This window comes from Botrimarina mediterranea (assembly GCF_007753265.1).
Taxonomy (GTDB): domain Bacteria; phylum Planctomycetota; class Planctomycetia; order Pirellulales; family Lacipirellulaceae; genus Botrimarina; species Botrimarina mediterranea.
In genome coordinates, this window is record NZ_CP036349.1 from 4,175,468 (window position 1) to 4,199,807 (window position 24,340).

The 24,340-nt window shown below is 62.0% G+C and carries 21 protein-coding genes and 1 pseudogene; 11 read left to right on the forward strand and 11 right to left on the reverse strand.

Annotation, left to right across the window (positions count from 1 at the left end):
• Nucleotides 1–963 precede the first annotated feature (963 nt).
• From Spa11_RS16060 to Spa11_RS16070, 3 genes are all read right to left on the reverse strand, one after another.
• Complete coding sequence (locus tag Spa11_RS16060; protein WP_145114074.1) at nucleotides 964–2,751, reverse strand: biotin/lipoyl-containing protein; 1,788 nt, start codon at nucleotides 2,749–2,751, stop codon at nucleotides 964–966.
• 134 nt (nucleotides 2,752–2,885) lie between these two features.
• A complete protein-coding gene (locus Spa11_RS16065) occupies nucleotides 2,886–4,013 on the reverse strand; it encodes a sodium ion-translocating decarboxylase subunit beta (protein WP_145114076.1) in 1,128 nt (375 codons plus the stop codon).
• 54 nt (nucleotides 4,014–4,067) lie between these two features.
• Entirely contained in the window at nucleotides 4,068–4,391 is a 324-nt protein-coding gene (locus Spa11_RS16070) for an OadG family protein (protein WP_145114078.1), read from the reverse strand.
• A gap of 776 nt (nucleotides 4,392–5,167) precedes the next feature.
• Here Spa11_RS16070 and Spa11_RS16075 point away from each other — a divergent pair.
• From Spa11_RS16075 to Spa11_RS16100, 6 genes are all read left to right on the forward strand, one after another.
• Nucleotides 5,168–5,788 (forward strand): S1C family serine protease, encoded by a 621-nt coding sequence (locus Spa11_RS16075; protein WP_145114080.1) that lies wholly within the window; start codon nucleotides 5,168–5,170, stop codon nucleotides 5,786–5,788.
• 166 nt (nucleotides 5,789–5,954) lie between these two features.
• Nucleotides 5,955–6,803 carry a hypothetical protein gene (locus Spa11_RS16080; RefSeq protein WP_145114082.1) on the forward strand — a complete coding sequence of 283 codons (849 nt, stop codon included), beginning with the start codon at nucleotides 5,955–5,957 and terminating at the stop codon, nucleotides 6,801–6,803.
• Complete coding sequence (locus Spa11_RS16085; protein ID WP_145117034.1) at nucleotides 6,787–7,773, forward strand: DUF1559 family PulG-like putative transporter; 987 nt, start codon at nucleotides 6,787–6,789, stop codon at nucleotides 7,771–7,773. Before Spa11_RS16080 ends, Spa11_RS16085 begins: the two co-directional genes overlap by 17 nt.
• A gap of 95 nt (nucleotides 7,774–7,868) precedes the next feature.
• Entirely contained in the window at nucleotides 7,869–8,150 is a 282-nt protein-coding gene (locus tag Spa11_RS16090; protein ID WP_145114084.1) for a hypothetical protein, read from the forward strand.
• A complete protein-coding gene (locus Spa11_RS16095; RefSeq protein ID WP_231932982.1) occupies nucleotides 8,140–9,663 on the forward strand; it encodes a radical SAM protein in 1,524 nt (507 codons plus the stop codon). Before Spa11_RS16090 ends, Spa11_RS16095 begins: the two co-directional genes overlap by 11 nt.
• The gene (locus Spa11_RS16100) at nucleotides 9,660–10,385 is read left to right on the forward strand and encodes a prolipoprotein diacylglyceryl transferase (protein WP_145114086.1); all 726 of its coding nucleotides are present in this window, start codon (nucleotides 9,660–9,662) and stop codon (nucleotides 10,383–10,385) included. Before Spa11_RS16095 ends, Spa11_RS16100 begins: the two co-directional genes overlap by 4 nt.
• Nucleotides 10,386–10,388: 3 nt before the next feature.
• Here Spa11_RS16100 and Spa11_RS16105 read toward each other — a convergent pair whose 3' ends face one another.
• Together Spa11_RS16105 and Spa11_RS16110 are read right to left on the reverse strand one after the other, a co-directional pair.
• Entirely contained in the window at nucleotides 10,389–12,569 is a 2,181-nt protein-coding gene (locus tag Spa11_RS16105) for a bifunctional serine/threonine-protein kinase/formylglycine-generating enzyme family protein (RefSeq protein WP_145114088.1), read from the reverse strand.
• Nucleotides 12,538–13,176: an ECF-type sigma factor gene (locus Spa11_RS16110; protein WP_145114090.1), complete on the reverse strand. Its 639-nt coding sequence runs from the start codon at nucleotides 13,174–13,176 to the stop codon at nucleotides 12,538–12,540. Before Spa11_RS16110 ends, Spa11_RS16105 begins: the two co-directional genes overlap by 32 nt.
• A gap of 237 nt (nucleotides 13,177–13,413) precedes the next feature.
• Between Spa11_RS16110 and Spa11_RS23635 the strand changes: the two are divergent.
• The 4 genes and pseudogenes from Spa11_RS23635 to Spa11_RS16125 all read left to right on the forward strand — a co-directional run.
• A pseudogene (locus Spa11_RS23635) lies at nucleotides 13,414–13,578 on the forward strand (HTH domain-containing protein); the annotation flags it as partial.
• Nucleotides 13,579–13,674: 96 nt separating this feature from the next.
• Nucleotides 13,675–14,115, forward strand: a complete 441-nt coding sequence (locus tag Spa11_RS23310; RefSeq protein WP_231932984.1) for a hypothetical protein — start codon at nucleotides 13,675–13,677, stop codon at nucleotides 14,113–14,115.
• 204 nt (nucleotides 14,116–14,319) lie between these two features.
• Nucleotides 14,320–15,600, forward strand: a complete 1,281-nt coding sequence (locus Spa11_RS16120; protein ID WP_145114094.1) for a TolC family protein — start codon at nucleotides 14,320–14,322, stop codon at nucleotides 15,598–15,600.
• Between the two features lie 307 nt (nucleotides 15,601–15,907).
• The gene (locus Spa11_RS16125) at nucleotides 15,908–16,645 is read left to right on the forward strand and encodes an N-acyl amino acid synthase FeeM domain-containing protein (protein WP_145114096.1); all 738 of its coding nucleotides are present in this window, start codon (nucleotides 15,908–15,910) and stop codon (nucleotides 16,643–16,645) included.
• Nucleotides 16,646–17,059: 414 nt separating this feature from the next.
• Here Spa11_RS16125 and Spa11_RS16130 read toward each other — a convergent pair whose 3' ends face one another.
• Both Spa11_RS16130 and Spa11_RS16135 read right to left on the reverse strand, forming a co-directional pair.
• Nucleotides 17,060–17,353: a hypothetical protein gene (locus tag Spa11_RS16130; RefSeq protein WP_145114098.1), complete on the reverse strand. Its 294-nt coding sequence runs from the start codon at nucleotides 17,351–17,353 to the stop codon at nucleotides 17,060–17,062.
• 241 nt (nucleotides 17,354–17,594) lie between these two features.
• Nucleotides 17,595–18,002: a hypothetical protein gene (locus tag Spa11_RS16135; RefSeq protein ID WP_145114100.1), complete on the reverse strand. Its 408-nt coding sequence runs from the start codon at nucleotides 18,000–18,002 to the stop codon at nucleotides 17,595–17,597.
• A 177-nt stretch (nucleotides 18,003–18,179) separates the two neighbouring features.
• Here Spa11_RS16135 and Spa11_RS16140 point away from each other — a divergent pair, with 177 nt between their 5' ends.
• The gene (locus Spa11_RS16140; RefSeq protein WP_145114102.1) at nucleotides 18,180–19,238 is read left to right on the forward strand and encodes a polysaccharide biosynthesis/export family protein; all 1,059 of its coding nucleotides are present in this window, start codon (nucleotides 18,180–18,182) and stop codon (nucleotides 19,236–19,238) included.
• 870 nt (nucleotides 19,239–20,108) lie between these two features.
• Here the strand turns inward: Spa11_RS16140 and Spa11_RS16145 are convergent.
• The 4 genes from Spa11_RS16145 to Spa11_RS16160 all read right to left on the reverse strand — a co-directional run bounded on the left by Spa11_RS16145 (nucleotide 20,109) and on the right by Spa11_RS16160 (nucleotide 24,305).
• Nucleotides 20,109–21,179, reverse strand: coding sequence for a hypothetical protein (locus Spa11_RS16145; protein WP_197529447.1), 1,071 nt, complete (start codon nucleotides 21,177–21,179; stop codon nucleotides 20,109–20,111).
• A gap of 276 nt (nucleotides 21,180–21,455) precedes the next feature.
• Nucleotides 21,456–22,664, reverse strand: a complete 1,209-nt coding sequence (locus tag Spa11_RS16150; protein WP_145114107.1) for a glycosyltransferase family 2 protein — start codon at nucleotides 22,662–22,664, stop codon at nucleotides 21,456–21,458.
• Complete coding sequence (locus Spa11_RS16155; protein WP_145114109.1) at nucleotides 22,657–23,217, reverse strand: serine O-acetyltransferase; 561 nt, start codon at nucleotides 23,215–23,217, stop codon at nucleotides 22,657–22,659. Before Spa11_RS16155 ends, Spa11_RS16150 begins: the two co-directional genes overlap by 8 nt.
• Nucleotides 23,217–24,305 (reverse strand): glycosyltransferase, encoded by a 1,089-nt coding sequence (locus Spa11_RS16160; RefSeq protein WP_145114111.1) that lies wholly within the window; start codon nucleotides 24,303–24,305, stop codon nucleotides 23,217–23,219. Before Spa11_RS16160 ends, Spa11_RS16155 begins: the two co-directional genes overlap by 1 nt.
• Nucleotides 24,306–24,340: the final 35 nt, after the last annotated feature.

A 24,340-nucleotide genomic window follows, 5' to 3' on the forward strand; every position in this document is an offset into this window, starting at 1 on the left:
TAGAGAAGCCGCGGGATGAGAAGGAGAAGCTGAAGAGCGCCCTGCGGCGCCCATTCATCGAGCCGAATCCAGTCGCTGAAGTTGGAAGCGTCAGCGCTACGCCTTCCGCCCATGAGCCGGGCCTCTGAGGGTCAGAGCAGAAGTGGCGGCGCTGTCACTTTATTGGCAGCGTTTCGTAGTTTGAACAAACATCGGAGGAGCAAACTCGGCGACGGGCGCGTAGAATTCGGCCACCCCTACCGGTTATTCGCAACGTTATCGCCGTGAAACCATAGTGTCAACTTAATTTAGAGGAAAAATGGCACCGCTGGCAATTCGACTCAGAACTCGCCTCGGCGCCCAGTTTTCCTCTCCGATAGAGGCGTCAGCCATCGATACCGTCGGCGACGCGAACAAATCGCTCACCGAAGACAGAACACACAGCTTGCCGTCTCGCCATCAACCTTGGTTTTTGGGGACTAGTAACTGCTTGGCTCCGCTCTCGATCGCAACTTCGCCTGCACCGTCAGACCTTCGTTGAAGGGATCGCCAGCCGTGCGATCTCAGTGAATTAGCGGCCGGTATCTCATAACTGCGTGCAACGCCTCACGTCGCTTGCATTGAAGTCGGATTTCGCGATTGACCATCGAAAGAAGAGCCGGCATCCCCACTCGAGCCGTTGAAGCGCGAATGCTTGACGCCAACTGCCAACATAACCACTTCGCCGGCGTCCGCCCGTGTGCGAATGCGCAAAAGAATGTAGGTAAACAGCAAGCAAAAGGTGGCGCTCAGAAGCGGTCCCTGCGCTGATCTAGCGAACGGTTTGTCGAGGCCTTGGACGGCGAAATCCAAAAGGAGGCATGCGCGCCAATCGCCTTCGCTCAACCGGTAGACATAGCCTCACACCGCGGTCGATCGATCGCTTCGCGTCCGCCTCGCCTCAAGCGATCGCAGCGGACGACAGCTGCAACAAGTACCGAGGGCCTAGCCAAGCGTGGCCAACGCCTGCCCATTGGCGACTTGCTGCCCCACCTCAACCCCGATCGAACGCACCACACCGTCTTGGGGCGCATTTACACGGACCTCCATCTTCATCGCCTCGAGCACGAGGATCGGCTCGCCGGCGCGGACCTGGTCGCCCGGATGCGCAAGGATTCGGAGCACCACTCCGGGCATCTGTGCTGCGACTTCCGTCACGTCTTCAGAGGGGACCGGCTCGGGCGCGTCGGACTTGTCCACCATGTCAACGTCGTAGACGCGTCCGTCGACCGTCACACGCTGACCATCCACCCGTACGTCAAAGCGCTTGCCGCCGATTCGAAGGGCGAAGTCGCCCGGATGGTCGACCGTCGTCGCGCCAGTGGCCTTCTTATCGATCTTGCGGATGCCGAGGGTCGCCTCACCCTTCAGGAAAGCGAGGCCTTTGTCCTTGCAGGTGGCGATGATGAAGAGATTCTCGTCCGTCTCCGCCAACCCGTGCTGTTGGAGCAGCTTGCGTGCCGGTTCGACGCCTTTGTTGGGGTCGGCGTCGTTCAGCTCAAGCGGTGGGCGGGAGGTCGGCTCAATGCCCAACTGCTCCGACGCCAGGGCGATAACCTTGGGGTCCGGTGGGACCGGCGTCTTTCCGAAATAGCCGAGGACCATCTTCCCATACGGCTCCGCGATCTTCTCCCAGGCTCCGAACATGACGTTGTTGAACGCCTGTTGGAAGTAGAACTGCGAGACCGGCGTAACCGAAGTGCCATAGCCGCCGCGGCGGACGACGTCGCTCATGGCGTGAATCATCTCCGGGTAGCGGTCCATGACGCCGTTATCCCGCAGCATCTGCGTGTTCGCCGTTAGGGCGCCGCCCGGCATCGGACTCCAGGGGATCAGGGGTTCGACGGCAACCGCCTCGGGCGGAAGGAAATAGTCCTTCATGCAATCCTTGAAGACCCCCTCCGCTTCGCGGACCTTGTCGATATCGACGTCGAGCTCGAAGCGACTGCCGCGAAGGGCGTGCCACATCACCAGCACGTCGGGCTGGCAAGTCCCTCCCGAGCAGGGCGCAAGCGACAGGTCGATGGCGTCGGCGCCAGCCTCCAATGCGGCCATGTAGGCCTGCACGCTGACGCCGGCCGTTTCGTGGGTGTGGAAATGGATGTACGTGTCGGCCGGCAGCACCTTGCGGGCGCGCTTGATCGTCTCGTGGACTTTGGACGGCACGGCCGTGCCAGAGGCGTCCTTGAAACAGACCGAGTCGTAGGGGATCTCGGCGTCGAGGATCTGTTGGAGCACGCCGGCGTAGAAGTCGGCGTCGTGCGCGCCGACGCAGCCGGGCGGCAGCTCCATCATCGTGACGACCACTTGGTGCTTCAGGCCTGCCTCAACGATGCAGCGCCCGCTGTAGACGAGGTTCTGCACGTCGTTCAACGCATCGAAATTGCGAATCGTTGTCATGCCGTGCTTCTTGAAGAGCTCGGCGTGCAGTCGGATGACGTCGCTCGACTGGGACTCGAGCCCCACGACGTTCACGCCGCGGGAAAGCGTCTGCAGGTTCGCGTCGGGGCCGACGGTGGCCCGGAACGCGTCCATCATGTCGAACGCGTCTTCTTGGCAGTAGAAGTACAGCGATTGAAACCGGGCGCCCCCACCGGCCTCGAAGTAATTGAGGCCCGCGTCACGGGCCGCCTCGAGCGCCGGCAGGAAGTCGGCGGTCTGTACTCGTGCCCCATAGGCCGACTGGAAGCCGTCCCGGAAAGCGGTGCACATGAAATCGATTTTCTTCGCCACGGTCAAAAGCCTTGGTTGGTTGAGAGCCCAGCCGGTCGCGAAAGTGGATCACCCCTTCTGTGCCTCAGGTGGCTCGGCATTGGGGGTCGCAAGCCGCTTCCATCTCGCACGGCGGGACGGCAGCAGCACGCTTCTTACTTGGTGAGGACGGACCATAGCACGCCCGCCGCAATCGCTGACCCGATGACGCCCGCCACGTTCGGCGCCATCGCATGCATCAGCAGGTGATTGTTCGGGTCGGACTCGTGGCCTACCACTTGGACGACGCGCGCCGAATCGGGCACGGCCGACACTCCCGCCGCGCCGATCAACGGGTTGATCTTGTGATGCAGGAAGAGGTTCATGAACTTCGCGAAGAGCACGCCGGACGCGGTCGCGATGGCGAACGACAGCGCGCCGAGACCGAAGATCAACAATGACTGTTTGGTGAGGAACTGGTCCGCGTCGGTGCTCGCGCCGACTACAAAGCCCAGCAATATCGTCACAATATCGATCATCGCGGTGCGGGCCGTATTAGCGAGCCGTTCGGTCACCGTGCTCTCTTTCAGCAGGTTGCCGAAGAACAGCATGCCGATCAACACAAGCGACCCCGGCGCGATCATCGCGCATATTAAAAAGGCGGCGATCGGGAAGAGGATCCGCTCGTGCCGCGATACCTGACGCGGCGGTCGCATCCGGATAAGTCTCTCACTCTTCGTGGTTAGCAGCCGCATGACCGGCGGTTGAATCACCGGCACCAGCGCCATGTAGGAGTAGGCGGCAATGGCGATCGCCCCGAGGAGGTGCGGGGCCAACTTCGCCGATAGGAAGATAGCGGTCGGCCCATCGGCGCCCCCGATGATGCCGATTGCCCCCGCCTCGCTCGGCGTGAAGCCGATGAACATGGCGCCGAGCAACGTCAAGAAGATGCCTGCTTGCGCCGCCGCCCCCAACAGGACAAGCTTCGGCTCCGAGAGCATCGTCGAGAAATCGGTCATCGCCCCGATGCCCAGGAAGATGAGTGGCGGAAAGACGCCTTGGCTGACTCCGAAGTAAAGGTAGTGCAGCACGCTCCCCTCGTCGTACACGCCGAGCGCCATGTTGTCGGCGCACGGGATATTGCCGACAAGGATGCCAAACCCGATCGGGCAAAGCAGCAAGGGCTCGTAGTCCTTGAGGATTGCCAACGCGATGAAGACCAATCCAACGAGGAGCATCCCCAGATTGCCCGGCGACATCTGATAGAAGCCGGTGGTCTTCAAGAACTCGAGCAGGATGTCCATCGAGCGGATTGCCGAGCGTTACGGGCTTGGTGGCGAAAACGGTAGTGCGGTGCTCTATCGGTCCGATTGCCGGGTCGCATGAACGGCCCATCCGATTGCCGCAACGAGTCGCGGATCGATGTCATCGTCACGTGAGGACTTTGTCGCGGCGCCCTTGCCAGATGGCAGGTCGTGGTGCGATTCGATCTCGGGAAGGTAGGGCCCGAGCGCGCTGAGTAACCTCGGCAGAGCGGCAATGAACAGGCTGATCGCCGCTAGCGCCGCAAAAACGATCAGCAGACCGGTGATCGTGATCGCAATTCCATTCCCATCGATGATCGCTCGGACCCCGGACAGATTCTCTGCGAAGAGAACCCCGGCTTGGGCGTTCAGCTGCATATCGAGCACTCCGTCAGTGGTACGCCAGCGCGCCTGCCGCAGGGGCGAGCGGCAGACATGATACCCCGCCGCGGTCTCGCTGCACGCCCCCGAAGACGGGCCGCGACGAATTGACTCCTGTAACTTCAGCGACGTCGTTCGTTCCGACACGCCGACATGCCGACATCGATTTACTAGCCCAGTCTCGCTACGGCCGAGGGCGTTGAGTTAGACTGAGGCCGCTGGCGACCGGTCGTGTAGCCGCGGAGCCCTCGTAACGGGCGACACGCCGATCGTTCCGCAACAGCAAATCGCCGTGAAGTGCGCCGGCTGTGGGCGGGTCTACCACCTGCCCCCGCTCACGCATGAAAAGCACGCCAAGTGCCGTAGCTGCGGGCATGAGTTCGTGATCGAGGCGAGCGTTGTCACTCGACCTGTTAGGCGGCGGGTGGCCAAGCATCAAGGGGTCGGCGAGCGCGCAATCGCCGCCGCGTTGGCCGCCAACCTCGCAGCTGTTCGCTGGCGTGAGGGAAGGTGGACGGGACGGATGCGGCCCCTCCGACAGCGCCCTCTGGTACTCGCGGCGGTTGCCCTCGCCGCCATCGGTCTAGCCGGCATCGCGCTCGTGCCGTTGGTGACGGCCGATCGCAACGAAGCCCCCACCGTCTCACCGCACCAGCGTTGGGGACGCGACGTGAAGCTCGCCGCGGCGCGAATCGACTCTCCGTTCGCCACCGTCTCGGACCTGATCCGGACGATCGAACCGGCCGTCGTACAAATCGAGACACGTATCAGGAGTGGGCAGTGGTTTTGTCCTCGACCCAGCGGGCTTGATCGTGACGTGCCTTCATTGCGTGGAAAACGACGTTTCCGCCCGTGTCGTTTTCGCGGACAATGGTGTGCTGGAGGTCGAGGGGGTTCGCGCGATGAGTCCGGGCAGAGACCTCGTCATCCTGCAAGTCGCCGCTCCGCAGCCGCTCCCCTTCCTGAGGCTCGCCGAGGCCCCGCCGCAGAAGGGCGAGCCGGTCGTGACGTTCGGGTCGCCTGCCGGACTGTCTTTCACCTTTAGCGAGGGATCGATCAGTGCGGCGCGCACGGTAAGGGAGGTCGAGCGCATCGCGCGACAACTTCGAGGGGGCGGCCGGCTGGACCTTTCGCCTCATTGCGCCTTGCTCCAGTTCACAGCGACTTCTATGCCCGGCCACAGCGGAGGACCCGTGTTGGACTGGTTTGGCAACGTCTTGGGCGTGACGTCGTTCGGACTCCCCTTCGAGGGGCGAAGCTTTGAGTTCGCTATCTCGGCGATTGAGATCCGCAATCTAGCCGCTCAGCTCGACGCCAATGCGACGCCGCTCAGGGAGATGTGGCCCGAGGAACCGGCGGATCTCCCCTCCTTTGACCCGGAGAGTGGGTCCTGAAGGCGCCAGCGCCGCTGACGACCAGAGGCTTCCTCGTCGGGCAGGCGACCACCTCCCGCCGGCGGCAGCGTCGCGCACCACTTAATGCTTCGGCCGGTTACAATCCAGCCATCGCTAGCGGCGGCGGATCGCCCTCAGCGCCCGACCCCCTCTTTCAAGTAATCGCATGCACTGGAACTACCTCTTAGCAACGGCCGTGTTGTTTTCAGGGATCGGCACGGCGTCCGCCTCAGGGCTCATAGGGTTTCGGTTCACGGCCAGCCTTGCCATTGAGGCAGAACTCTTCGGCCACTCGATCGGCCCCGACGACGCCGTGAGGGGCCACGTGGTGTTCCGGCCGCACTCATCGACCCCGGCGCCCATGGCGAACTGCGACGATTGCGCCGCCTACCCAATGCGGATGTTCAATGGCTTTGTGATGCAAGTCGGGCCGCTCTCGCTCCGCTATCACGACTACTTGGCTGGCGTTTCGAACGACGGGCCAGGGCTGTTCCCAGACACGACCGAGGACGTCATTGCCTTCTCAAAGAATGTAAGTCCTTCCGAGTCGCCAACGCGACTCGTCAGCGTCAACGGAGTGCCAGTTGAAACGGCAGCGATGGACTTGGCGCTCGTCGCCAACTCTCTGTACGTCGACTCCCCCCACCTACCGCTCGACCCTCAGCCGAGCGACTTCCCGATTGGCAATATCCTCGTCCGAGATGGCGAGAACTTGGTGTTCGGGTTCATTGATTTCGGCAGCCTTGAACGCTTCGTCATCCCCTTAGGCGACTACTACCTAGACGGCGAGGTTGACGCCCTGGACTTCACGGCGTGGCGCACCGACTACGGGACGATCGGCGTGTCCTCGGCCGATGGCAACCTCGACGGGGTTGTCGACGCCGCCGACTACACGATCTGGCGAGATCGCTATGGCATGCCGCCGCTCGGCGTCCCCGAGCCGACCGGCGCCGCATTGACGGTGACCTTCCTGACGATGGCCTGCGGGAGCATGCGGGATGAACGGCGCCACTGAGCGACACCCCTCGTGGGGCTTTACGATTGTAGAATTGCTGGTGGTCATCGCAATCCTTGCGGTGCTCGTGGCTCTCCTGTTGCCTGCATTGCAATCGTCGCGCGAGTCGGCTCGCTCTTCCGCCTGCAAGAACCACCTGCGGCAAATCGCGTTGGGTCTTTGGTTGCACGAAGAGACCCATGACTTCCTTCCGGCAGGCGCTAGTTCTGCGCCCTACCGAACGATGGGAACATCGTGGATCGTCGAGCTGCTCCCCTACCTTGAGGAATCCATCATTTACGACGCGTACGACCGGCGGTCGATGCATAGCGGCGAGATTGGTCTGCACTCACGCAACCGCCGAGTGGTGGAAGGGAAGCTAATCCCCCCCCTGCTCTGCCCCTCGTCTCCGATCCCAGCCATGAGTCCTTTTCACGGATCGCTATCGCCACTGACGAATCCTTCGTACGTAGGCGTTGCCGGGGCGTCGAGCGCTGAGGGCTACCTTGAAGCCCGCGTCTCGGCTTGCTGCCTACCGAGAGTCGATGGCGATATTAGCGGCGGTGGATTGCTGCCACCCGGACACGCCGTCCGCTGGCGAGAGGTGACCGATGGCGCCTCGCGCACTCTGCTGGTGGCGGAACAGACGGACTTTGCCTATAGCTCCACGGGCTATCCACACCGGATTGACGGCGCCGTCTATATGGGCTGGACCGCGGGGACCAGCTCGCCCGGCACTCCCCCGAACTATGCAGGAGTAAGCCCGGCCTACAACGTGACGACGGTGCGTTACCCTCTCAACACGAAGCGCTACGAGTTGCCCGGCGTCAACGACAACCGAGGGCCCAACAACCCGCTGCTCTCGGCGCACCCCGGTATCGTCAATGCGGCGATGCTTGACGGCTCGGTTAGGGCGTTGCACGAATCGCTAGAAGTCATCGAGCTCAAGAACTTGGCGACCCGTGACGACGGCGCGGCGACTCGCTTGTAAGCGAAGAACGTACGGTAAAGGACAACGGTGCAACCTACAGTCGGCGTTCCTAAGTACAGTCCATGCCACCATCGGAACCAGTGAGGAACGTGGCCGTGCCCAACAGGACAGACCCTCCAGGACGCAAAGCCCTCTTCGTCTTGCTCGTGTTGCTATCGCCGTTGGCAGTGTTCTTGTGCGGCTTCTGCTGTTGCCTGGGAGTCATGCAGTTCGAAGGGGCGGCGATGTATGGGCTGCCAAAATCAGGCGCGATGCTGGCCTTCTATGTGGGGGTTGGCGCCGGCTTGATCTTGACGGTCTATCTCTTGATTCGCCTCCGCAAGAAGCTGTTCGCTAATCAACCAATGCCACAGGAAGACGAAGCAAATGATGGCTGAGCCTCTCCGCGCCAGCGATCACGCCTTCCTCGGCATGACGCAAAGCCTCTGCCCCGAGTGCTTGGAGGTCGTGCCAGCGAAGATCCTCCGCCGCGACCGCCGCGTTTACTTTCGCAAGCGATGCCCCACGCACGGCGTGCGAGAGGACTTTGTTTCGGGCGACGCGGCGTGGTTCGATCGGCACGTTGGCAATAACATCGGCAAGACGCCGCATCGCAGGGCGGTCGGGCCGCGTCGGGGGTGTCCCTACGACTGCGGTCTGTGCACCGAGCACGAGCAGCACACGTGTCTAGCGCTGCTCGAGATCACCAGCTCTTGCAATCTGACCTGCCCGATGTGCTTCGCCTCGAGCGCGCCGGGCGGAAGGCATCTATCGCTCGAGGAGTGCCGCCGAGCGATCGACGCCCTTGTCGCGGCGGAAGGACGCCCCGAGGTGCTCCAGCTCTCCGGAGGCGAGCCAACAATTCACCCCGCGCTGCTTCCGATTATCGATTACGCCCGCGATCAGCCGATCGACATCTTGATGATCAACACGAACGGCGTCCGCTTGGCAAAGGATCGACGGCTGCTCGAAGAACTTGCCGCACGGCGCGATCGGTTAGAGATCTATCTTCAGATGGATGGCTTCAGGGACGAGGTCTATCGCCGGCTGCGCGGCGAGGACTTGCTTGAGACGAAGCTTGCCGCCATCGAGGCGTGCGGCGAGGCAGGCCTCAACATGACGCTGGTCGCAACCTTGCAGGCGGGCGTCAACTTCGGCGCCGGCGAGGTTGGTGAGTTGATCGATTACGCTTCCGCACGGCCGTGGGTGACCGGCGTCAGCTTCCAGCCGGCGACTTACTCGGGCCGTCACTTCTTGCCGGCGGAATTGGAGATGCGCGTCACGCTGCCGGACGTGATCCACGCCGCGGAGCGAGAGACCGCAGGCCGCTTCCGCGAAAGCGACTTCACACCGCTGCCGTGTGCACATCCCAACGCCCACGCCATCGCTTACGCCTATCGGTCGGGCGGCCGCGTCACACCGCTGGCGAGGCTGATCGACCTGGGTGAGCACATCGATCTGCTCTCCGGCCGGATCACGTACACACGTCCGCGGGCCAAAAAACTGATCGAGGAGTACCTCAGCCGCCAGTGCTGCGGACCCGGTGGTTGCGGCACGAGCGGTTGCGATCCCATTGATTCACCCCCAGCGACGCTAGGCATGAACTTGCCCGTACTCGAAACGACGCCGAATACCGATACTGACTTGGCGACGATCGGGCTGGAGTTCGTCGAACGAGCTATCTCCGAACGACTCGACCCGTGCGACGTCTTCCGAGTCACCATCACTAGCTTCATGGACGCCTACAACTTTGACCTGCGGCAGTTGATGCAGTCTTGTGTCGCCTTTGCGCTGCCGACGGGCCATCTGATCCCTTTCTCGGCCTACAACGTCTTGTACCGGGAAGGTCACGCGCCCTTGCCGCCAATCGCCCCGATCGTAGACCTCGTTCCTCTTGGGTCAGGTCGATGATCGACCCGGTCTATACGCTCATCATGGCCGCCGCGGTGCTAGCCGGCGGGGTGGTGCTCCACCGCAGCCAACGGTCGCTGCCGATCGACAGAACCGATCGCCTGGCGATCGGCTTCGCCGCGTTCTGCGGGGCGATGATCGGTTCCAAAGCGCCGTTCGTGCTGGCGGGCGACGCGGCGTGGTGGTCGGCGCCGGCTTGGCTTGCCAATGGCAAGACCATCCTCGCCGGCCTCGTCGGCGGCTATTTGGCGGTCGAACTCGCCAAGTGGGCCTTGGAGATTCGCACGAAGACCGGCGACTCCTTCGCGCCGGCGGTGGCGGTTGCCGTGGCGATCGGTCGGCTGGGCTGTTTCCGTGCGGGGTGCTGCTATGGCGTCCCGACCGACGCACCTTGCGGCGTTGTCTTTCCACTCGCAGACCAGTTGCCGCGTCACCCAACCCAACTCTACGAAGCTGCTTTCCACGCCGTGATGGCGATCGTGCTTATCACGCTCCAGCGTCGAGGCTTGTTCCGCGGCCAGTTGCTGAAACTCTACATCATGACTTATGCCGTTTATCGGATGGCGACCGAGACGGTCCGGCCTGAGCCGACCTACATCGCAGGGCTGACTGTCTACCAAGTGGCTTGCGTCCTCCTAATTCCGATATTCGCCTTCCTGTGGTGGCGCGACGCCCGCTACTCGCACTTACCGACAGGCCCTCAGCTCGACCCTATCGAATAACCATTAACGTATCTCGTCGTAGCGGAAGAGCGGCGCCGCGCTCCGCACGCAACGAAAGCCGATCCCCCGTTTGCCGATGACGTCCGGGAGTTCGCTGCGGTTGGTGGGGTCTCGAGACGCTTCCGTAAAACGGAGGTCGCCCTCGATTGTCCCGCCGTCGCCGCCCCGCACCACCGCGAAGTCGAGCGGACGAGCCGGGTTCAACCCCTCGGCAGGCATCGTCCATTCAGCGACGCCCGAACAGAGCCCGCGGATGACCCCCTCCAAATCAAGCCGATCGATAGCCGCGACATTGCCTTCGAAAGTTGTGTCGGCATCGGGAAATGCGTCGCCCCACGGGAATCGTGAAGCGCCGCGCGCGGTCGCCGCAAACTCGTATTCTAGTTCTGTTGGCAGCCGTTTACCCAGTCGCTCGGCGATATCAACCGCCATGAAGTACGAACCGGTCCAGGCGCCGCCATCGTCGTTGCGATGCTCAATAACATCCATGTAGTACGCTGGGATTGCGAATCGGCCGGTAGCGCCTTCCGCGCCGCCCGGTGCATAGCCGGGCGTACCGTCTACGTAGACCATATCCCCGGAGACTTCGGCCGAGGGGACCTGAATCGGCGGGAGCCGAACTCCACCTGTAGGGAGCGCCGCGTTCGTCCGATACTTGCCGGGGCTCCCAATAACGTTGTCGATCGCCCGGACGACCCGATAGACTTCGTGAAATCCACCGTCTGGCGTCACCGCGACCACGAGGTACGGTCCCGGGGCGAGCCGCGCCTGGATTCGCCCCTCGCCTCGGCCAAAGACGGCTTGCCGCGGGTCGGGAGAGTCGCCGCGATCTCCCAACGGGACGAAAGCGACACGGGCCGTGGGCGGATCCACAAGGACCTGCACGTCACGCAACGCTGCGTCGCCGGGCGCCGGGCCCATCACGTTGGCGAGCACCACCGCCGATGCCGTGATAATCGCGGCCGTTGCCGTCCAGCGAGACTCCACCGCGCGCCGGAGCCCCAGGGCCCACCGAGAGGGATGACGCGCTTGAACCGTCTGGCCTTCCAAGTAACGCCTCAAGTCGGCGGCGAGGTCGGCGGCAGTGGCGTAGCGATCGGTGGGCAGCGTTTGCGTCGCCTTAAGACAGATAGCGGCGAGGTCGCTAGGGGCCGCCGGCTGTAACCGCCGCGCGTCTAGCCCTATGCCTGTTAGGTTTCCTGCGCGGGAGCCGGCGTTGGGGAGGGCCGGCTGGCGGCCTGTGAGGGATTCGTAGAGCACAGCGCCAACGCCATAGATGTCGGAACGCTCGTCCGCTTCCGCCGATCGCCCCGCCGCTTGCTCGGGCGCCATGTAGGCGATCGTGCCAAGAATGTCGCCGTGCTCGGTGAGGTCGCCGCTTTCGGCGCCATCCTTCGCCAATCCGAGATCCGTCAGGACGGGCTCGCCGTCATAACGCAGCAGGATATTGCCCGGCTTGATATCGCGGTGCAGCACGCCCTTCTGATGAGCATGGTCGAGCGCCTCGGCCAGTGATCGGCAAAGCTCCGCCGCCCGGGTTGGCGGCAGCGGTCCCGCTCGCAGCGCGTCCCGCAGCGCGCCCCCATCGACATACTCGATGGCTAGGTACGGTAGCACGCCGTCGTGTCCCATCTCGTAGAGCCCTACGATCCCGGGATGATCGAGCCGAGAAAGGACGCGGCCTTCGCGCAGGAACCGCAGCCGCTGATCGATCGAGTGATCGGCCCAACGTGGAATCTTGAGTGCGACACGCCTCCCAGTCATGGTGTCGCTGGCCTTCCATACTTCGGCCGCGGCCCCCTGTCCGATACGCTGCTCGATCTGATAGTGCGACAACGTGGCGCCAGGCTGAAGGGCTGCGAAACGCCTTCGCGCTTCCTCGATTCCTCCCTCGTCCGGGTCCAGAGTGCAAAATGCCGCTTCAACGTGCCGGCCGTAACCCGGATAGCGAGTGAGAAACTCCTCACGCCGGGGACACCCGCCAGAGCGACGGGCGTAATCGATCTCCAAAAAGAGCAGTTCGGGCGCCAGCCGATCCTGCAGCCGCGTTGGGCATCGCCGCACAAGTTCGACGAGTTCGAACGGAGCGCCTTGCTTCAACCGCGTCTCCCCCTCGTCGCAAAGCGCCTCGATCGTGTCCCGATCGGCGGCGTTAGGGGGAGCTATCGGCGGGCTTGGCGGCATGGTCGTAGGCGTCGAGATAGCTGGACCACCGGCCCCGGATAAGACGGAGCTTGCGTTCCACGGTTCGTTTGCTGACTCCTAAGCGCTCGCCAATCTCCTGCACATCGTAACCCACCAGTCGGGAGTGGGCGATCTTCACGAGCACCGGGTCGGCCAAGGTCGCCATCAGCGCGGCGTATTCCTCCTGCATCTCGGCAAGCAGATCGGGACTGGGGACATCACCGATCAGCTGATCGATCCGGAAGCCGCTCCCGTCGATACGGGCAAGCGCCGACTCACCATTCACCCGGCCGCCGCCGCGTTTCTGGGCCGTCTCTCGCCGCAACCGATCGATGAATTTCCGCTTGGCAACCGCAGTGAGGAACCACCATAGCTGGTCACGGCTGCGAACGTCCTTCAGCCGGCCCGATTCGGCCGCCGCCCAGATTGCCGTGAAGACGCTCTGGGCCACGTCGTCGCCGTCGTACACGCCTGCCCTGTCTGGCAGCCGCCGCTCTACCTCGGCGGAGAGCGCGTCGGCGTAACGAAGCCAGAGCGACTCAAAGGCGCTAAGGTCTCCCGACTGCAGGCCGGCGATCCAGACGCTGACGGAACCAGAAAGGGTCATCGACGGGCCGTGCCTGCGGAAGTGGATGAGAAGTTTTTACCCAGTTCTCCGGCAAGGCCAAGTGTGTGGGTGAAAAGAACCCCCGACGCCGGAGATTTTTTCTGGCTTTCTCGTCGCGACGTGGCGGACCTCAGGGCCGGCTTGCGACTAGAGGTTGGCTCAGGGTCGATCGGGCGGGGAAGACGCTCAGAGCCACAGGGGTAGCCGACAACGCCAGCATCACCAAAGAAACTCGCCATGCAATCGCGAATTAATCGTTTGATCGTCCTGCAAAGGGCCCTCGCAGGTCGCCCTTCGGCCCGCGTCAGCGATCTGGAAGCGGAGTTAGGAGTCAGCCGCAGGACCATTTTCCGCGACATTCGAGCACTCCGAAGCGCTGGCCTCGAGATCCGCTTCGATCCCTCACGAAAGGGACACACCAGCAGCCGCGACGATGACGATAGCCTACCCGACCCCGAAGCTCTTTTGACACTATTGCGTCACGCCGCAGCGACGTCATTGCCCGCAACGACTACCCAACGGCGGCAAGCGGCAGCGGCTGCTGAGGCTCTCGCCACTCGCCTCCCGCCCGCGCAACGGGAGGAGTACGAGCAGTTCCAGGCGAGCGTTATGGTACGGGCGTTGCCGAGCGACCAGCTGCGTTACGCCGGGGTCCTGGAGGCGGCGCAGCACGCCGCGTCGGCTGGCCGATGCATCGACGTGTTGGCGCCGCTCCCCGCTGGCGCCACCCTGCGTTGGCATAGCGTGCAGGTTTTGCGGCTGCAATTCGATCTCGCCAAGGGATGGCTGCTAGAGGGTCTCTTGGCCGACAGCCACCATACCTGCCGCGTCGCGTTCGAGGTGATTGCATCGACCCGCGTCGGTGATCGCCGAGTTGTTACGCGGCTAGCTCCTGGCAAAGTCGAGTGGACGGCCGCCGACATCGAGGTGCTGGCTTGAACCTTCTTGGTTCATGACTAGGGCTGTAGCAGAAGTCGACTCTAGGGGCCGCCTACCTAGCGTCTTGGGCCCGCGTTTGCGGATTGGGCAAGCCGTTAGGGTTGTGGCGGAGAAGTCTGAGGGCAACCTCCCGACCGTCGATAGTATGGGTAGTGAGAGGCGCCTCCCACTGCAGCTATCCCCCTGCGCTGGCACTGGCTCCCCATGAAGGCCGCCACTCGCGCCATTCTGGTGATCCTGGTATCGCTCGGACCTTGCCCGGCGGAGGAAACGCTGCCCCAAGCGTGGGGAATAGCGATATCACAGAATCCCTCGCTTCATGGCGCGCGTTTAGAGGCCGGTGCTCTGCGGCAGGAGTCCGAAGCGGTCGCTTCGGGCCAATGGCCTGCGGTCTCGATGCGAACAGGGTACCTCGCCCGAACGGCACAACCCGGCTTCCGAGGGTCTCAACCGGGAGTTGGCGTGTTTGCGTTTCCCTCCGCTCAGCAAAACGCCGCTACCTATTCGGCGCAGTTGACGGCTCCACTATGGACGGCCGGGCGGATAGAGAACTCGGTCGCCTCCACCGAGAGCCGCTATCTCGCCGGTGCGGCAGGCGTGCGGTGGGAGGAGATGCAACTGCGTTTGAAGGTCGCAGAGGCCTACATGGCGATCCTCTGTGCAGACGCTTGGCAAGCGGCTGCCGAGCAAGCCCTGGTCGCCGCGCAGGCCGAATCCGACAACGCGGTCGGTCGAGCAGCCCAACAGCGCGCCTCGAAGACCGATGTTCTTGCGGCGCGAGTCGCCCTAGAGGAGGCAAAGCACCGCGCCAACACCTCCGAGAACGCGGCAACAGCCGCCCTTGCGGAATACAATCAACTGCTGGGGCGCCCCCCTAATTTTGACTGCCGGCCCGCATTCCCAGCCCTGCCTCTACTGGGCCTTTCGCGGGATCAGATGTTGCAACGGGCGATTGCCGTACGGCCGGACGTTCGGGCGTTGCAGGCGACCTTCGACTCCTTGAAGCGCGAGTCCGACAGCTGGCGTGCCGCAATGTATCCGCAGGTTAACGCGGAGCTGGGGTACGCCTTCGAAGATAACGATTTCCAGACCCGACCCGGGATCGGGGTGGCGGGGGTCTTCGTCGATTGGAACGTCTTCGACGCGGGGAGCCGGCGCCATAAGTCAGAGGCGGCGTCTGGACGCGCCGCTGCAACGCTTGCTGCGCTGCGTGACCTGCAGTCACAGATTGCTGTGGAAGTGCTACGGGCGTGGAATAGCCGGTCCGATGCGATCAGCGCCGAGCGCGCCGCCGCGGCAGGACTGGATTATGCGTTCGAACTCGACCGGTCGATTCAGCAGCGGTGCATGACGGGAGCGGCGATGTCGTCAGAGACGATCGCATCCCGATCGTCTCTGGCAGAAGCCAGGGCTCGCTATCTTGAGGCGTGTACGAACCGGGTGCTGGCGGAATTGCGTTTGCGGTACGCCGCTGGAATGCTCTAAGGACTCGAAATCCTAGCGACCCAGCACTGCGTACGACCGGCAAATCCGGCATTCTAGGCCCTCGGCATCCACTCTTTAGCCGCCCGTCCGTCGACCTGGGGTCCGTCTGTGACCTAGGGTTCTGGTGCGGGGCCAAATGCGGCGCCGCCACCTTTTCACCACGACTTATCCGACGAGGGCTGGCGTCTCTGACGCACTATGCCCGCCACGATCCGCGCTCCGACTGCCGACGTCACCCGTTGGCTAGCTGATCGATTGGGCTGCTTCCCGAACTCGACCCACGTCAACCTTGGAAGGGGTAAATATCGTGTCCACACCCCGGCCGAACAGCCTTCCGTCGAACACCAGCCCGAACATCTCCCTGCAGCTGGCGCGTACGAACGACCAGTACTGCGGAGCGTTTGAGCTGGCTTACAAATCGTACTGCCGCGCTGGGCTCGACAACCCGAACGAGTACGGCATGCGGGTAACGGCGCACCAGCTACTGGACACCTCTCAGGTGTTCGTCGCCACCTATCACGAGGAGGTGATTTGCACCCTCACGCTTGTGCGGGATGGCGAACTCGGACTACCGATGGAAGCCGTCTACCCTCAAGAGATCGCCAGCAGGCGCAACCGTGGGCTGCGGCTTGCTGAGGTGACTTGCCTTGCCGACCGTCGGCTGAGCCCTAAGAGGTTCTTCACCCTGTTTTGCGAGTTAAGCCGCTTGATGGCCCAGTTCGCCGAACTGCACGGCGTCGACGAGATCTGGATCGCTTGCCACCCCAACCACGCGCTGCTCTACGAACGACGACTCGCATTCGAGCGGCAGGGAGAGCTCAGCGACTATCCAGCGGTCCTCGGGAACCCGGCTGTCCCCCTCTGCGTGGATTTACGCGAACTGAAAGTGAACTATCCACGGGTCTGGCGGCAGTTCTTTAGCGAGCGAATCGCTGAGGACATTCTTTCCCCTTCGCACCTATGCCCCGAGCAGAAGGCCTTCTATTCAACGATTGTCCAACACTGCGGTAACGTACGTGAGGGCGAGCTAGTCGAGCTTGCATAGGCGCTTGCAGGCAATCAGTGCCTATGGGGGATAAGCGTCCTAGTAACGGTCGCTCAACCGAGATGTCGATGAGGGGAGCTAAGGTCTCTCAGGTCTCTTGCAAAGCCCTTGCAGGAAGAGCCTACCCCCCTATCGGTAGGGCGTGGCGGGGCAATTCCGAGTCCGGTGAAGTGGCGCGACAATGAACATGCGCCCACATCGCCATAGAGGGCCCATAGGCGCGACTTTATTCACCACCTGAGGGTTTACCCAGGCCTCCGCAAAGCACGCGGCAGACGGCCTCCTAGAGCCTCCTAAAGTGGCAGCGGCAAACCGCACGTCCGTTGTTGCACCGCGTTAGGACCAAGTTGGGCGAAGGTCCTCCTGATCGATGCCTGCTCGTGATCGACTAGGTTGCACCAGATCGCAAAGGGACTACGCGGGGATGTCGGGGTCAGCAGAGGGTCCTCGACGGGCCGAACGCATCAACGTGAGGTTGGTCTCGCTGAGCGCCTCGTTAATCTCGCCGAGGTGACTATTGATACGGATCAACTCTTGGCAATAGGCCGACTTGGAGCGTTCGCCGACCCCCAAGCCGAGGACAAAGCTTGTCGCCAGCCCTCCCAGCACCGCAAGTCCGCGCGTCGTCGCGTCCGACGATATTGATGCGATGAACCCACAGCCCCCAAGCAACAGCAATGCGGCGACTGTCAGCAGCTTAGTATTCATACGCCGCTCCAGTTCCGCCCAGACCGACGCCGCAGGGGGTGCGGTCTGGATGATCGTGGCGCCCTCTTCAACCCTACGTCGCCAACGAGACGATGGCCAACCGATGCCCCAGCTTAGGCGTCGATGAAGGCGGGCGGCGTCTCAACTCACTCGACTTACCTGCAATCGCCGCTCTGCCCTGCAATCGCCGCGCGCAGCAAGGCCAGCCTTGGAAAGGCGGCGACTCACTTATTTCTCGCAGTCACCGAGACGCAGCTACGCCCGAGCGGCTGAAGAACTGTCCCGTGTTGAGAAATGTCGACCGCGACCCCGGAGTTTGGAACCAACTGGGTGTTCCGGAGACCGGCCCCTCTGTTTGGGTCTTCAAGAGGTTGGTTTGCAGACGCTGGATCTGAGAGTTCTGTTTCAGGAGCAGGGCTTGCTGCTGCTGATTCACCTGCAATTGCTGTAGCTCGGGACGCACCAACGAGTAGTAGTTCGGGATTGCCGAATTGTTCTGGCGCAGCAGATTGAGGTAGGGACTGACCGTTGGCCGAGCCGGCTGAAACCGCTGCGGACGCTGGGCCTGCGCCGCGCCTGAACTCACCATAAGCACCAAGCCCGCCGTCAACAGTCCCCAAACCGCCCCATTTATCCGGTCCGTCTTCATCGCAACTCCCGTTGACGTCAAACCGTCGCTAAACGCACTACGAGGATTATGTCGGCTGTGATGCGACTTCTACTTCAGCATTGTAGCGGAACTGACGATAGTACCAAGCATGCGTAACTAGGGATTCCGCCTGGCAAGCTTCAATGCTTCGGCAGGTAGACCGTTCATGGACGAACGATGGGATCAAGACACTTCGGTTTATTGGCTCCACTTGTGGTAGCGGCGCTCGCCGTCTGCTCCGGATGCCATTTGGTTTACCCGGGCCAGAAGCACGACGGGCCTCAGCCGTGCGTCCCGGAATCGATCCCACGAGAGCTCTCGAAGGTCGTCCACCCCGATTACATCGTCGAGCCACCAGACGTGCTCGAGATCGAAGCGATCCGTATCACGCCGCGTGCTCCCTACTTGTTGGAGCCGCTCGACGTCGTGGCGATCGCCGCGACGGGGCTGCTGCCAGAAGAGCAAATCACGGGTGAGTACGCGATCCAGCCCAACGGAACCATCCAGCTGGGTTACAAGATCGGAGCGGTGCAAGCCGCCGGGATGACGACAGAGGCTCTCCAGGCCCAGATCGATGCGCGACTCAGAGAGGTCTACCAAGACCCACAGGTGTGGGTGACGCTCAGCCAACTCGGCGCCCAGCAACAGATCGCGGGCGAGCACTTGGTCGCTCCGGATGGCAGGGTCAATCTCGGAACCTACGGCCGTGTCAAAGTGGTCGGTCTTACCATCGATGAGACACGGGCCGCTATCGAGTCTCACCTCTCTGCTTATCTAGAAGCGCCGAAGGTGAGCGTCGATGTGCTGGGATACAACAGCAAGGTCTTTTATGTCGTAACCCAAGGCGCGGGGCTTGGCGACGGGGTTGCGATCCTGCCGTCCCGAGGCAACGAAACCGTACTCGATGCGATCGGCCAGATCCAAGGGTTGCAATCGATATCCAGCACCCGGATGTGGGTGGCGCGGCCCGGTGGAAACCAGTGTGGGGGAGACCAAATCCTGCCTGTCGATTGGCTAGCGATCACCCAGCGAGGGGACGCCTCGACCAACTACCAGATTCTCCCCGGCGACCGGTTGTTTGTTTCCGAGGACAAGCTGATCGCGATCGACACCCGACTCGGCAAGTTGATCGCTCCGGTGGAACGAGTTCTAGGCGTCACGCTTCTCGGGAACTCGACGGTCCGCTCCCTCCAAGGCCAAAACGGCGGCGGCGGCTTCGGTGGTGGCGGCTTCTAGTGATGCGTGGTCGGCTACCCCTGGCAATTGCTGACGGTTCGAACAACGTATAAGCCGGAGAATCGCGGTGACTAGGCTAGTTATTGTCGCATGCTCCGTGATCACCCTGGCAGGCGGCGTCGGGTGCAGCACGGGCCCATGGGGAAAGCGGACGCAAGAACTTTCTTGCCCCACTGACGTCAGGAAGATGCACCACTGGTGCTGGGGAGAAGACGCCGTCTTCGATTGCCCCTGCGGCCCCGATGAGGCTTATCACGGTCACAAGCCGACGTGCTGGCGCGATTGGCAGGCGCCCGCGTCGGTGTGGCGCGATGAGCGTTGCGGCTGCCCCACATCGGGCTACGGTCCGGCGCCCTTGTCGCCGGTCTACCACGACGGGAGCGGCCCGACGGTGACCACCCCGCCCCCGATTGCCGACCCCCGAATGGGTGAGCCAGAGGATGGCGCAGATGAGCTCCGATACGAGACCTTGCCAGTCGGCCCCGAGGGTCTCGAGGATTCCGGCGATGAGACCGAAATGCTGCCTGACGAGGCGCTAGACTCGGCGCGAATCCATGGATTTGCTCTGCCGGTCGCCTCGTGGTTGCAAAGCCCCCAACGGAGCAAGCCGGAGGGTCGGCAAATGCCGCTAGTCGCCGAGGGCGCCCCATGGAGCACTCAACTGGATCCGCAGTCTTCCGACGCTTCCAGATCAACCCAGTCGGGTGGATGCGGAAATTTTGGTTTCCGCATCGTCAAATGACGCAGACCAATTCGCTGCTGCGGGGTCAGGGAACGTGACGGATGATTCGCGGCCCAAATGCCGCGACGCCCAATACTGATCGGCGTGCGGGTCCCAATCGACCCAGCGATGTCACGAGGTGCTCGTAATTACGACAAGAGTTCCAACTGTGGCTGTTCAACACCGCACTCTGCGGCATGGATGAGTTGTGTCATCTCCCAGGTCGTTACGTAGTAGTAGTTGAAATCTGCGTCTGCTAGGTGCAAGCGCCTTAGCGTCTGGTGAAAATCGCATGTCGGGCCGCCAAGAAGGACGTCGGCGTTGCTTTCCTTCGCTCCGTGGGTGTGGAGCTTGATAAAGCGCCAGTTTTCTCGGCCCTCCACCGTGACCGAAGCATTCAACCACAACGCCAGTCGGCGGCAGGAAGGGGGAAAGCCGCCATGAATCTCGCCATTCTCGAGCGATGGAGCTAGGCCAAACTTTCGCCGCGACCAATCGAGAGCAAGCGGCCCTTGCACCAGCAACAGGTCTTCCGGGGCCGGTATCACGCCCACTCGAGAACGCACACCACGGTCATGGCTCTTCCGGCAACCGTCCACGCCCCGCGCGTAGTAGATCGAATTGACCATACGTGTCTGAGTCGGGTTGGGCGCCGACGGCAGAGTGAAATCGCCGTAGCACCCTGTCTCTACCAAGACCTTCAGTTCGTTATCGACTCCACACCAACGTCCGTCTGGCCTGCTGTTGTCGAGCGCCCAGTTTCCGTGGACGAATCCATAGGTCGGACGTCCGTCGGGTCCATCTCGCAGCAGGCCGTGCTCACTACGCAGGGTATCGGCGAAACGCAACAAGGTCTCTTTGAGGTTTGACGCCGTGTCGTTGTCATGGTGCAGATGAATCTCGACCTCCCCGTATCCCACTCTGCAGAGGTGTGCAAGTCGCTCTACCGGCTCAGGCTCATAGACTTCGGCCGGATAAAAGAAGGTGTGGCGTGGCGGTCGTCCCCAGCAATCCCGAAAGTCCCCAAGACTCTCCGGGTATTGCCGCACCCAACGTTCAACCCGCTCCATCTGTTGCGATAAAGGGGCTCCGCCGACCATTGGCTCGTAGTGGTCGGCAATCGCAATGAAGACGTGGACCGGCCCCTGTGGCAGCCTGCGCCGACGCGGCGCGGCAAGGGAAGCGATAACGTCCAGCGGAATGCCTTTCAACCTCATCAAACTCTGTGTCCTTTGCCGCTTTAGCTCTAGCCCCCACCGATGAATGCGTATCGCCTCGATGGTGATTCAACACGGGTGAGAACGCCGGATGCATAGAAAGAAATGGATGGGGAGGTGCTGAACCGATTCGACGTCATCGTCGGTGTATAGCGTCTGGCAAACCGCATATTGTTGCTTGTAAAACCGCAGCGATCGGCCCAGCAAACGACCAACAGTACTTCAACCTGTCTTAGCCTTTTTCCGTGATTTGAATCAGAATCATCTCTGCCTCCGCTGCTATCCATCCGCATTGGTGGCGCCAAGTGCGATTGAAGACGTGGCTTCGCGTCGTGCTGTGCGCCGCCAAGTTCCACTCAAGTCTCCTCGCAGCCAGCGTAAGAAGCCGACAAGCAGAGCAATATTCATCGCGACGAACATTTCGGCCAATCGGATTACCGCCCACGACTTGCCGAGTGAGGCGAATCTCGGTCCGACAATCGCCGCCGCATAGAACAGCACCTGCACGATTAAAAGAACTGCATAGAAAGGTCGTGAAGCCAGCCAGAGGTTGCTCACGAACGCCAGGATCATCAAGTGGGGAGTCACCCAGCGGAGGAGCTTGTGCGAGAAGAATGCGAGGCAGGTCCAACCGCGCGTCGGGCTGAGCACAGGCCATAGCCATTTGAGGGATTGGAAGTTGCCAGCCCCGATCCGGCAGCGACGACGGAACTCGGCCCTTAGGTCGTGGGCCGCCTCTTCATTTGCCACGGCGTTGGGAGCATACACGAGACGGCCACCGTGGCGAAGCTTAGCCATCAACGGCCCAACAAGGTCATCAATGATCGTGTTGCTAGGCAGCGGGACAAAGTGCTCCTTGCGAATAGCGTAGATGGCGCCGTTAGCTCCTAGCACCGCGCCAAGCTGACCCTCGGCTTTCTTGATGCTTGTCTCATAACGCCAATAGACCCCATCGGCATTGGCGGTGTTCTTGTCATCCACCAGCATCAATCGCCCGCAGACACCGAGGACACCCGGCGCCAGAAGGATCGCGACAAGATGACGGATCGCATCCGGGTGGAAATAGGTATTTGCGTCGGAGAAGACTAGCACCTCACCTGTCGCCTCTGGACAAACGCGGTTAAGAACCGATGCCTTTCCTCCCCGTTCCTCGAACGCCAACAGGCGCACTCGCGAATCCTCGCAATCGGCGACAATCTCATTCGTTCTATCGGTGCTGCTATCCGAGCCGACAAGCATCTCAAACCGATTGAACGGGTAGTCCGTCTCCAAGGCGTTCTTGATACGCTGGTCAATCACGGCCTCTTCGTTATGAGCAGCCACAATGAGCGAAACCCTCGGCCAAGCGTCTTCACTGAACGTCACAGGAAGGGTTGGTTGGCCCAGGAGTTGAGCGGCCCCACGGATAACGAGGGGGTAGATTAGGTAGCTGAACCCGATTAACCCGACGCTGGTCCAAAGGCCGGCTATCGCAATCGCGTCAATCATGGTTCGACTCCGCAACCGAACGCTCTAACGGCCGCGCAGGCACCCCGACGACCGTTGCACCTGCGGGCGCGTCACGCACGACAACGGCGTTGGCGCCAACCTTGACGCCGTCGCCGAGACGCACGGGGCCGACCACCTTGGCCCCAGCGCCGATGAAAACGCCGCTCCCCACGATCGGTGACTCCTGGCGTTCGGCGCCGATCGTTACCTGGTGCTCAATGTGAACGCCACTTCCGCCACGAACACTGCTGTTGATAACGACGCCGTTAGAATGGATCAAAACAAACCGTCGTCCGAAGTCAGCCCGCCTGCCAATGACACACCCGCCCAGTAGGTTATTAAGCTTCCCGATTACCATCGCAACCGGCGATAGCCTCCAGCGGGTCGCTTGCTGCATACAGCGATAGAGGATCATGGCGAGGCTGCCGTCGGTGAGAGTCGCCTTGACCGTGTTTCGGAACGTGCTTGATCCGTACAGCCATTCCGCCTTTGCGCGGATGTCTTCAGCAATCCATACGATCGGCGCGCCTTTATCGGGAGGGGATGGGTTCATCACTTTCCGGAAGACGCCCTCAGATGAGACGACAGCAGGGCTTCGACCTGCTCGTAACGAGCCCTCCAACTTTGGGCAGACATGCGGCGGCTCCGCTCTCCAGGCGTTGTCGAGTCCTCCAGCGCCGCCCGCGCCGCTTGGACGAATCCCTCGGGACCATCCCCGATAAAGCAGCTGCCAATAGATTCCACCTCTGGGATGCCAGTCGAAACAACCGGTAATCCTGCTGCGAGGTACTCGCGAACCTTCAACGGATTGGCCGCCCGTGTCAACTCCGTCAGTGGGAATGGCAACAGAGCTGCGTCGAAACCTTTGCAGTAGCGCGGAAGCTCGGCGAAGGGTTTCTGACCTAACACGTGGACGTTGGAACGTCGGGAGACGCGTCCGAGGTCCATCGTAGATTTGCCGATCAGTACAACCGATCCTTGCGGCCACTTGTCTGCGATAGCTTCGATCAACGAGCAATCGAACCAGTCATGACTCATTAAGCCGAAGTAACCAAAGACCGGCCCGGGTAAGTCAGCGACTTCCGACGCGACGGTGAGGTTTTCCTCGAGCGTCGTGCGGAAGTGATCGTACTGCACGCCATGTGGGATCAGGATAGGTCGTCTTTCCCCCCTCGTCTTCGTCTCGCATAGAGCAGCGGTGGAAGCAACGACCACATCCGCCCTCGTCAATAATTGATCTTCCAACTGACCAACCGCTTCGTGATCGACCCCTTCGATATGGAGGTAATCGTCGACGCAATAGTAGACTAGCAGGCTCTCCCCTAGCCGCCCCGCCACCGTCGAAGCAGTGGGATTGAACACCCAGTTGATCGGTTCCACAAACCCAAGCTGACGCATCGCTCCGCGGACCTGACGAGCGAGAGCGTATCGGCTGATCGATCCTAAGGCAGAAGAACCATATGCAGGCAACACGAGCGGACTTAGTGTCCAGATGTTGTCTTCAACACGTTTGAGCCGCTCTCGCGCTACGGCGCGAAGTTTCTGCGCCACGCGACGCATATCGCGTGCGTTGACCTTCGGGGCACGGTATCCGATCGAATTGACCCACAGCACACGGTGCCGTTCGGCAGCAAGACGCATGAGGTGATTCTTCGACAAGGGGTCTCCGCCCCAGT

Bases quoted from the DNA above. Each gene is read 5' to 3' on its own strand.
- Spa11_RS16065 (WP_145114076.1), bottom strand. From the start codon at position 4,013: ATGGACATCCTGCTCGAGTTCTTGAAGACCACCGGCTTCTATCAGATG.
- Spa11_RS16070 (WP_145114078.1), bottom strand. From the start codon at position 4,391: ATGCAGCTGAACGCCCAAGCCGGGGTTCTCTTCGCAGAGAATCTGTCC.
- Spa11_RS16080 (WP_145114082.1), top strand. From the start codon at position 5,955: ATGCACTGGAACTACCTCTTAGCAACGGCCGTGTTGTTTTCAGGGATC.
- Spa11_RS16085 (WP_145117034.1), top strand. From the start codon at position 6,787: ATGAACGGCGCCACTGAGCGACACCCCTCGTGGGGCTTTACGATTGTA.
- Spa11_RS16095 (WP_231932982.1), top strand. From the start codon at position 8,140: ATGATGGCTGAGCCTCTCCGCGCCAGCGATCACGCCTTCCTCGGCATG.
- Spa11_RS16100 (WP_145114086.1), top strand. From the start codon at position 9,660: ATGATCGACCCGGTCTATACGCTCATCATGGCCGCCGCGGTGCTAGCC.
- Spa11_RS16105 (WP_145114088.1), bottom strand. From the start codon at position 12,569: ATGCCGCCAAGCCCGCCGATAGCTCCCCCTAACGCCGCCGATCGGGAC.
- Spa11_RS16110 (WP_145114090.1), bottom strand. From the start codon at position 13,176: ATGACCCTTTCTGGTTCCGTCAGCGTCTGGATCGCCGGCCTGCAGTCG.
- Spa11_RS16120 (WP_145114094.1), top strand. From the start codon at position 14,320: ATGAAGGCCGCCACTCGCGCCATTCTGGTGATCCTGGTATCGCTCGGA.
- Spa11_RS16130 (WP_145114098.1), bottom strand. From the start codon at position 17,353: ATGAATACTAAGCTGCTGACAGTCGCCGCATTGCTGTTGCTTGGGGGC.
- Spa11_RS16135 (WP_145114100.1), bottom strand. From the start codon at position 18,002: ATGAAGACGGACCGGATAAATGGGGCGGTTTGGGGACTGTTGACGGCG.
- Spa11_RS16140 (WP_145114102.1), top strand. From the start codon at position 18,180: ATGGGATCAAGACACTTCGGTTTATTGGCTCCACTTGTGGTAGCGGCG.
- Spa11_RS16150 (WP_145114107.1), bottom strand. From the start codon at position 22,664: ATGATTGACGCGATTGCGATAGCCGGCCTTTGGACCAGCGTCGGGTTA.
- Spa11_RS16155 (WP_145114109.1), bottom strand. From the start codon at position 23,217: ATGAACCCATCCCCTCCCGATAAAGGCGCGCCGATCGTATGGATTGCT.
- Spa11_RS16160 (WP_145114111.1), bottom strand. From the start codon at position 24,305: ATGCGTCTTGCTGCCGAACGGCACCGTGTGCTGTGGGTCAATTCGATC.